13 protein-coding genes are annotated in these 7,503 nt (G+C 41.8%); 3 read left to right on the forward strand and 10 right to left on the reverse strand.

Going from position 1 to position 7,503, the window contains the following annotated elements; all coding sequences use genetic code 11:
- Positions 1 to 2 precede the first annotated feature (2 nt).
- The gene (gene rsmD, locus ACYQY7_RS08960) at positions 3 to 569 is read right to left on the reverse strand and encodes a 16S rRNA (guanine(966)-N(2))-methyltransferase RsmD (RefSeq protein WP_461201711.1); all 567 of its coding nucleotides are present in this window, start codon (positions 567 to 569) and stop codon (positions 3 to 5) included.
- Between the two features lie 275 nt (positions 570 to 844).
- Positions 845 to 2,173: a hypothetical protein gene (locus ACYQY7_RS08965; protein WP_461201712.1), complete on the reverse strand. Its 1,329-nt coding sequence runs from the start codon at positions 2,171 to 2,173 to the stop codon at positions 845 to 847.
- Positions 2,174 to 2,316: 143 nt separating this feature from the next.
- On the opposite strand from ACYQY7_RS08965, the gene ACYQY7_RS08970 reads away from it, so the two are divergent.
- Positions 2,317 to 2,706 (forward strand): DUF7147 family protein, encoded by a 390-nt coding sequence (locus tag ACYQY7_RS08970; RefSeq protein ID WP_461201713.1) that lies wholly within the window; start codon positions 2,317 to 2,319, stop codon positions 2,704 to 2,706.
- A 29-nt stretch (positions 2,707 to 2,735) separates the two neighbouring features.
- Here ACYQY7_RS08970 and ACYQY7_RS08975 read toward each other — a convergent pair whose 3' ends face one another.
- The 7 genes from ACYQY7_RS08975 to ACYQY7_RS09005 form a co-directional block, all read right to left on the reverse strand.
- A complete protein-coding gene (locus ACYQY7_RS08975; protein ID WP_461201714.1) occupies positions 2,736 to 3,002 on the reverse strand; it encodes a YlbG family protein in 267 nt (88 codons plus the stop codon).
- 21 nt (positions 3,003 to 3,023) lie between these two features.
- Positions 3,024 to 3,473: a YlbF/YmcA family competence regulator gene (locus ACYQY7_RS08980; RefSeq protein WP_461201715.1), complete on the reverse strand. Its 450-nt coding sequence runs from the start codon at positions 3,471 to 3,473 to the stop codon at positions 3,024 to 3,026.
- Between the two features lie 71 nt (positions 3,474 to 3,544).
- On the reverse strand, positions 3,545 to 3,916 hold the full coding sequence (locus ACYQY7_RS08985) for a hypothetical protein (protein ID WP_461201716.1): 372 nt from the start codon (positions 3,914 to 3,916) through the stop codon (positions 3,545 to 3,547).
- Positions 3,917 to 3,948: 32 nt separating this feature from the next.
- The gene (locus tag ACYQY7_RS08990; protein WP_461201717.1) at positions 3,949 to 4,191 is read right to left on the reverse strand and encodes a YlbE-like family protein; all 243 of its coding nucleotides are present in this window, start codon (positions 4,189 to 4,191) and stop codon (positions 3,949 to 3,951) included.
- Positions 4,192 to 4,202: 11 nt separating this feature from the next.
- On the reverse strand, positions 4,203 to 4,532 hold the full coding sequence (locus tag ACYQY7_RS08995; RefSeq protein ID WP_461201718.1) for a YlbD family protein: 330 nt from the start codon (positions 4,530 to 4,532) through the stop codon (positions 4,203 to 4,205).
- Between the two features lie 65 nt (positions 4,533 to 4,597).
- The gene (locus ACYQY7_RS09000) at positions 4,598 to 5,608 is read right to left on the reverse strand and encodes a CAP domain-containing protein (protein ID WP_461201719.1); all 1,011 of its coding nucleotides are present in this window, start codon (positions 5,606 to 5,608) and stop codon (positions 4,598 to 4,600) included.
- A 102-nt stretch (positions 5,609 to 5,710) separates the two neighbouring features.
- Positions 5,711 to 6,127, reverse strand: coding sequence for a CBS domain-containing protein (locus ACYQY7_RS09005; RefSeq protein WP_461201720.1), 417 nt, complete (start codon positions 6,125 to 6,127; stop codon positions 5,711 to 5,713).
- Positions 6,128 to 6,258: 131 nt separating this feature from the next.
- Between ACYQY7_RS09005 and ACYQY7_RS09010 the strand changes: the two genes are divergently transcribed.
- Entirely contained in the window at positions 6,259 to 6,618 is a 360-nt protein-coding gene (locus ACYQY7_RS09010) for a YugN family protein (RefSeq protein WP_461201721.1), read from the forward strand.
- A 6-nt stretch (positions 6,619 to 6,624) separates the two neighbouring features.
- Here ACYQY7_RS09010 and ACYQY7_RS09015 read toward each other — a convergent pair whose 3' ends face one another.
- The gene (locus ACYQY7_RS09015; protein ID WP_461201722.1) at positions 6,625 to 6,885 is read right to left on the reverse strand and encodes a hypothetical protein; all 261 of its coding nucleotides are present in this window, start codon (positions 6,883 to 6,885) and stop codon (positions 6,625 to 6,627) included.
- Between the two features lie 46 nt (positions 6,886 to 6,931).
- On the opposite strand from ACYQY7_RS09015, the gene ACYQY7_RS09020 reads away from it, so the two are divergent.
- Positions 6,932 to 7,456: an AI-2E family transporter gene (locus ACYQY7_RS09020; RefSeq protein WP_461201723.1), complete on the forward strand. Its 525-nt coding sequence runs from the start codon at positions 6,932 to 6,934 to the stop codon at positions 7,454 to 7,456.
- Positions 7,457 to 7,503 lie beyond the last annotated feature (47 nt).

Genomic DNA, 7,503 nt, shown 5'->3' on the forward strand with positions numbered 1-7,503 from the left:
CTTTATTCTCCTTCCTCATCTACGTAAGCGTAAATCGATACAGCCGTAATGCCATACGTTTCATATTTCACTTTTGTTAAACGTCCGATGTGAATGGGAAGCTCGACTTCCGCATCGTGCTCCGCGACAAGAAAGCCATCCCGTTCTAAAAGCTGATGCGCATCGATCATCGCGATAAGCGCTTCCAACTGCTTATTTTTGTAGGGCGGGTCAAGAAAAATTAAACGAAATGTCAAACCTCTTTTCATGATCGCTTTCAGCGCGCGCTCGGCATCGTTGCGATAAATTTCAGCTTGATCGGTCAAACGGCAGGCAGCCACGTTTTTTTTCATCGTTTGAACGGCCTTCGCATCATGATCGACGAAAATGACGCGATCTAATCCGCGACTTAACGCTTCGATGCCAAGCCCACCGCTTCCACCAAATAAATCAAGGCCAAGCCCGCCAGAAAAATACGGACCAATCATATTGAACATCGCTTCTTTCACTTTATCTGTCGTTGGACGTGTCGTCATTCCTGGAACGGCTTGAAGCGGTTTTCCTTTACACTTCCCTGATATGACTCTCATCATATTTCACCTCGCTTTTATGATCATATCATAACCGATAAAATGGACAATGGTTGTAAGGAAAAAAATGATGAAGATGTATACAATTTAAAACAATGGTCATACTGATAGTAACAACATCGTTGATGATGTTGTTGCCAACCACGGAGAAGACTTACGTTCCCCATAAGTTCTTCCTCCGGTTTCTCCTCTCCCTTTTTTCCTTCTCTTTTTCGGCTTGGCTGAAAAAGAATAGAAGGGACCCTGCGGCATATGCCACAGGGCATTTTTTTATCTTATTGACCGACTACGTATATTTCCTCGTTCGTTTCGCTAATGTAAACTGAAAACCATTTCGGAAATTCCGTCCGTTCAATGTATAACGTGCCATCCCATTCTTGAATGACCGCATTCGTGCTGTTTGTAAAAAAGCGCCAACGTGCACTACCTTTTTCAATAAATACCGCCTCGCCTGAACGTTGAACCGTATAGCCAAGCGTGCGCATAATCGGAACGAACGGAAATAGTTGTTGACCGTCCTTTAATAAAACGTGCGCATTTGGCAGTTTCACTTCATTAACGACGAGCACTTTCCGTTCTGTAAATGTCATGTATGGTTGTTCATCTTGGAAAAATGTCGTATCCCCACCGTACGCCTCTCCTAGCCATTCGTCTAGCTTTTTCATCGTCAACGGTTGACCAGCGTTTGCGTTGACGAACGTCCAAAACGTTTGTTGTTGTTCTTTCGTTAATGTTTGTTGCAATTGTTGAAAAACAAGTTTTGCTTTTTTTGTCATCGGCTCAGTTTTCGTCATGTATGAAACGAGTAAATCCCATATCCAATCAGCAACAACGCTATTTGGAAACCGTTGCTGTAACTGCACACGAACGTAGGTACGCTGTACGTTTGCAAATGAAGACGTATTCGGTATAATGACAAACGTCGGCGTCATATATTGCAGACGAGATGACGTAACAATTAACGTTTGCACACCGCTTTGTTTCCAAAACGATAACGCTGTTTGATCAAGTGGCTTTGTCGCATATACGACCAAATCATCGTTAAACGTTGGACGCAGCAGCTCAGATTGAAAATAAAGCGGAACGGTTTGTCCGCCTGTTTTTTCCCACATAAAAAATGAAAACGATGGTTTATATACATAGCCAACGAGCTTTCCGTCTGCTGCCCATACCCCTTTCGGATGAACGACATCGGTCAGCGATATGTTTGTTTGTTGTGGTTGTGTTGTATGAAAACGAACGAGCCATGCTTGAACGAAAAGCGGCTCTTTTAGCTCAATCGGCACACGATACGTCAGAGAAAGCTTCTCGGTCTTCGGTGCGTCTACGACTATTTTCCCGTTTTGTCGTTTCACGCATGTTTTTTCGTTTGAGCACGAAACGTCTTTCACTTCTTTTGGCACTGTCACTTCATATTTGTCAGCAACAGCTCCGCGTATATGATGAACGACTTCAATCGTTTTTCCCGTAAATGTCGCTTCAATGTCATGTTGCAGCACCGATTGTTTTGTCGCTTCCGTATGATATTCGTCCCATTGATAATATAAAGCTCCCGCGCTAACGCCAAGAAAAAGGAGCGTTGAAATAAAAGCTACTTTCCACATACGAAGGCTCCTCATTTAGCAGTTTATACTATAACAATAGCAAAATTTCAACGCGTTGTCATACACCGTTTTCACTAATTGTCGAAAAAAGTTGAACGTGTTAAAGTAAATGAGGAGAGAAAACATAAAGTGAGGGAATGGTGATGATTCAACGTTTTATTGAATTAGGGGAAGGGTATTCTGACATTTATGAGCTCATCGAAATTGCGAAATCAAACCGGCATCGTTTGTCTGGTTTGTTTGCTTTTCATACGATGAAAGACGGCAAGGCGGTCACGTCGTTCGTCGTTGTGCTTCATCCGACGGATCCTGGCGATTTTCAACCGCTATACATTTGCCGAGAAGGCATTCCACATCCGTCTGTGAAAGTGACAAAACGATATGAGCTGTTTATCGAATTAGCAAAAGAATTAAATCAAGAAATTATTCATTTGGACGTAAAACCGTCAAGCTTTTTTGCCGACTTACAACTATACTACCAACATTTAATTGGCATTATGCGCATGAATCGGTTTATTCCGCCATTACAATAAAAAGAGGATGTCTAGCCGTGACATCCTTTTTATATTCCATATTCGTATTCCTTTTCTTTATCGACTTTCGATTCAAATTCGACCTTCACGTACGGGCGATATGAAGGTTCGACACGTTTTACGAACGGAAGCAAAGCAATTTTCTTCATCATATCTTCTGCTTCGTCCATGTTGCAATATAAAACGACATATTTTAATCGTTTCGACACGTAATGAACGTTTCCATATTTCCTCAACTGCTTACTATGTTTTAACGAATACAACCAAACGATAATTCCTTGACGCATCGGAAACATAAAAACCCCATCCCCCTTTTCTCACTTCGTCCGACAGCCACACGCACCACCAGATCCGCACCCTTTCCCGCACGATAAAGAGTCAAAATACGGATTTCCTGTCGGCACTTTAATGTTTTTAGATACGGCACGACCGATCATCGTGCTAATTTCATCTAACAGCGACTGCATTTCTTTTTCTGCTCGTTTAAACGCGGCAATCGGACCGTATAAATCAAGTTCGCGTTTCGCCTCGCGCACTTGTTTCGTCACTTCTTTGTAGTCTGGATGATATGTACCAAAGCGTTGCACATCTTCGTATCGCTCCTTCAACTGAATGAACTGACGAATAAGTTGCTGCGCTTTCTCATCTTGTTGCATATGATAAAAACAGCGACGGTATTCCTCCGCCACGTCTGATTCGACAATCATTTTGCCAAGCTCTTCAGCAAAATCTAACAACTGCAATCGTTCGACCGTTGCTACAAGCACGAGCAACACCTCCACAACGCTATCATATCATGATTTCGTCCACAAAACAAATAAGTCTGGTAGCCCCAGACTTATGAGATCGTTACCGTAAATTCGTGTGAAACGTTGTATTTACTTGCATCGTTATGGACGAGCTCCAACCGAATCGTATGTTTTCCAACAGGCAAGCCGCGAATGACAAAGGCGGCCGTTGTCGTTTCACTCACTCTTTTACCATTGACGTAAATATGAATACGTCCTTGTCCATCTTTTTTAGGATGCGTGCCTTTCATAAAAGTAAACTCGTCGATAATGCATTCGACAAAGACGTTATTTCCTTTCACATGATGTTTCACAAATAACGTTTGTTTCTGTTCAGCAAAAGCAACTAGGTGATGATTAGACATAAATGTTGAAAACAACAGCCCAACACATAAAAAAAAGAAGCGCAACACTTTCACCATCCTTTCGTAGTGATAGTGTTTGCGTTTCTCGTCTAATTATGAGTGTCCTTCATCAGTTTCATCATCGCCATCATCATTTTTGCCATTTCAATCGTTTGAACAACTTGTTCCACTTTATGCGGTAACGTTTGTTTGTAATGTTGACGCATTTGTTTTTCCATTTCTTTTATATCCATCGGACGCCTCATTAGCCGTCGATACCATGTCGGCTGTTCACGTAAAAATTGATGAAGCTTTGGCTTCGCTATGATGTATTCGTATACGTCTTTTCTCATCACATATCCCCTTAATCTTTTCGAAACGAAAATGGATCTTTCTTCGTCTGCTGCATTTGGCGGACGACTTCTTGAATAGACGTAATCGCTTGCTGAACGTTTGTAATGTACGTTTGAAGCTCGTTGACGTCAAGATGTTTGACGTAACTTGCTAGCTTTTGCATAAGATCCCCTTGATCTTGTTTGACCCCGCTTGATCGATATTCATCCCACATACCATCGTCTTCGCCAAACACGTACCAGTCGTTATACAACTCTTTCCACGTTTTTTTCCCTTGGCGCACTTCTTCAATTAGTTTCGGATGTTTTTTCACAAACTGTTTAAATTGTTCAATCGACATATCGGTCGCTCCTTCCTTGTTTGTTCGCCTATCATATATTACGACCGAACAGCCAATGCGTGCGCCTATTTTGGCTCGGAAAGAGGGCGAATAAAGTTTTGCGTATAATAACGTTTATATACACCAACGCCTAAATGCGTCAACTCTCCATTTAACAACGTTTGCCGATGGCTACGGCTGTTAAGCCACGCTTCGACAACTGCTGGCGCATCGACATACTCTGCGGCAATATTTTCTCCTGCTAATTCAAAACGAACGTTTGCTTTTGTTAGTCGTTGTTTTAAATCGCCATTTGTTGGGGATTCATGTGCAAAAAAGTGATTTTCGGCCATATCTTTACTATGTTCATACGCCACTTTCGCTACACGTTCATCCCATTGGAGTGGAGGAACACCGTGACGTATGCGCATCACGTTTGTCATATCAAAAATTTGTTGTGCGTTTGCTTGCTCAACTTGTGTTTCAAGCGTTTCATCCATTTCCGTGCTCGGTAACGAACCACGATATTCGAGTTCATATGGACGAAGCTTCACTAACGTCTCCCCGTCGACCCAGCGAATGCTCGATAATTTGCCGGTAAAACGATCAATATACAATTGCACGTACGCATCGCCAAACGAGAGAAGCGGTTGAATGAGTAAATCTTCTTCGGTCAATTGAAAGCGATATACCCCGTCATCTAGTTGCACATGGATCTCATCGTCAAGCGGCATCGTTTGTAGCAGTTCGTTAATTGAATGATTGAGCTGAAACGGGGCAACGTTCACTTCCGGTCCACACGCGTAAATTGTGACGACTCGTCCATCAAGAATACCGATTTGCATATACGTTTTCGGGTTATTATATACCCACCATACGTAACCGTAGGCGGACGGATCGATACGGGCTGGCTGTCCAAATGTTTGTTTCACTTCTTCTTCCGTCTTTCCGATCCACGCCCCTAACCCTTCTGCAACGGTTTTCTCGCTCGTTTGTTCACTCATGATCGATGTATCGTTTAACGGAGCTTGTTCATCTGTTGGTAAAAAAGAAAAAATGAAAATAAAAATAGCGATAAGTGCCACTATCCAACGCATGCACCATTCTCCCTTAGCTGTTGTATATACTTCCATTATATACGGCTTGCCTACATTGCAACACTAAAAAATAAGGCTATGCGAAAACATAGCCTTTACTCGTTAATGATATTGCGAAATTTCCGTTAATGCTTCCCCTGCTTGTTCATCGCTTGCTTCATGGATCGCTAAGTCACCGAGCGACATCATTCCAACTAACGTATCGCCTTCTACAACAGGCAAGCGGCGAATTTGATGCTTCGCCATTAAACGAGCAGCTTCAGAAACAGAAGCGTTCGGCGAAATTGTGACAAGCTGTTCGCTCATCACTTCTGTGACAGCTGTCGAACCTGGTTTTTTCTCAGCAATGCCACGCACAACTAAGTCGCGGTCTGTCACAATGCCAACGAGTCGATTTCCATCTACAATAGGAATGGATCCGACGTTATAATCACGCATTTTTACCGCCGCTTCGTATATATGATCAAGCGGGGTACAACATTCCACTTCTGTTGTCATCATTTCCTTCACTGTTGACATGTTCATCTCTCCTTTCGCACATTAGTTTCACCAAAATCGGAACAATTATGAAGCTCGTCATTGAAAGTTATGCGCTTTCGTACTATTATTAATGGAGGAATGTTTTATTTTACATAAGGGGGACATAAACGATGCGCTTCGAAAATACAGGTATTGAAAATCAAACAGCGCCATTAACACGTTTAGATGAATTGATGGAAGACCTCGGCTTTGTGCGTGCAGGTCAATGGGATTACGACCGCGTCACATATGACCGCAAATTTGAAATGAAAAATGACGTCTTTTATTTACGTGTGCAAGGCTATGCCATTGAAGGAGATGTTGGCGGTCGCCATGCGATCATTAAACTGATGAAACCGTTGCTTGGCAAACATTATTATCCACATGGTGTCGAATATGGTGAGGGTGAAAACTTCCCTTCGTCATTAGTGAACCAATGTGAAGCTCTTTTAGCAAAAGTGAAAGAAGGTCTTGCAAACATAAACGCATGAGCGCGCTCATGCGTTTTTTCCGTCAACGAGGCGACGGACGTACAGATGAACAGCCAAAACTTCTCTTTCTGTCATCTCGTATATGTCGTCAATGACTTGTTTTTGAATACGTTCACATAAAGCGAGCATGTTGTCATGCCTCGTGAAAGAAACAGTCATATGAATCGTCAATCGTTTTTGTTGCTCGTGTAGTCTCACTTCTTCTAATATGACATCATGAAACGGTTGTACACTCATCGCAACAATCGTTATAATAGGTTTATGCATATACATCCTCCATACGATTTATGAAATGAAAGCAGGTGTCGTTTCGTTGTTTGAGAAAATTCCAAAGCGTTCCGTATACATCATTCTTATTTTACTTGCAATCGTCTTATTGACGTACTGGGTCGCTCCGATTGCTGTTCCCATTTTATTTGCGTTTATTACTGCTATTTTTTTAGAACCTGCCGTCAAAGTGGCACAACAACGGATCGGGTTTAAACGGCAAGCCGCCACACTTCTTGTGTTTAGTTTATTTACGTTGTTTATGTTTTTAAGCGGTTACTTTATTATTACGAAAATTGTAACAGAAGCATTTCATTTTTTTAGAAACTCGCCACTATATTTAAATGAAATGATTGCTGGTTGGAATGAACTTGTCGCTCGTTGGTACAAGCAGACCGAAAAATTACCACCATTTGTCGTAGCAGAATTAAGCCATCAAGTCGACTTGTTTTTAACAAAATTAAAGACGCAACTAACCGCTTCGCTCAGTTTCAACAAAGTGAGTGCACTTGTTGCGAATATTCCAAAATTTTTAATTAACTTTCTCGTTTACCTAATTACTTTACTGTAGATGAGCAAATTCGCTAACATAAATTTACAACCAAACAAAAAAGAAGA

The organism is Anoxybacillus sp. TBDG-1, assembly GCF_054815885.1.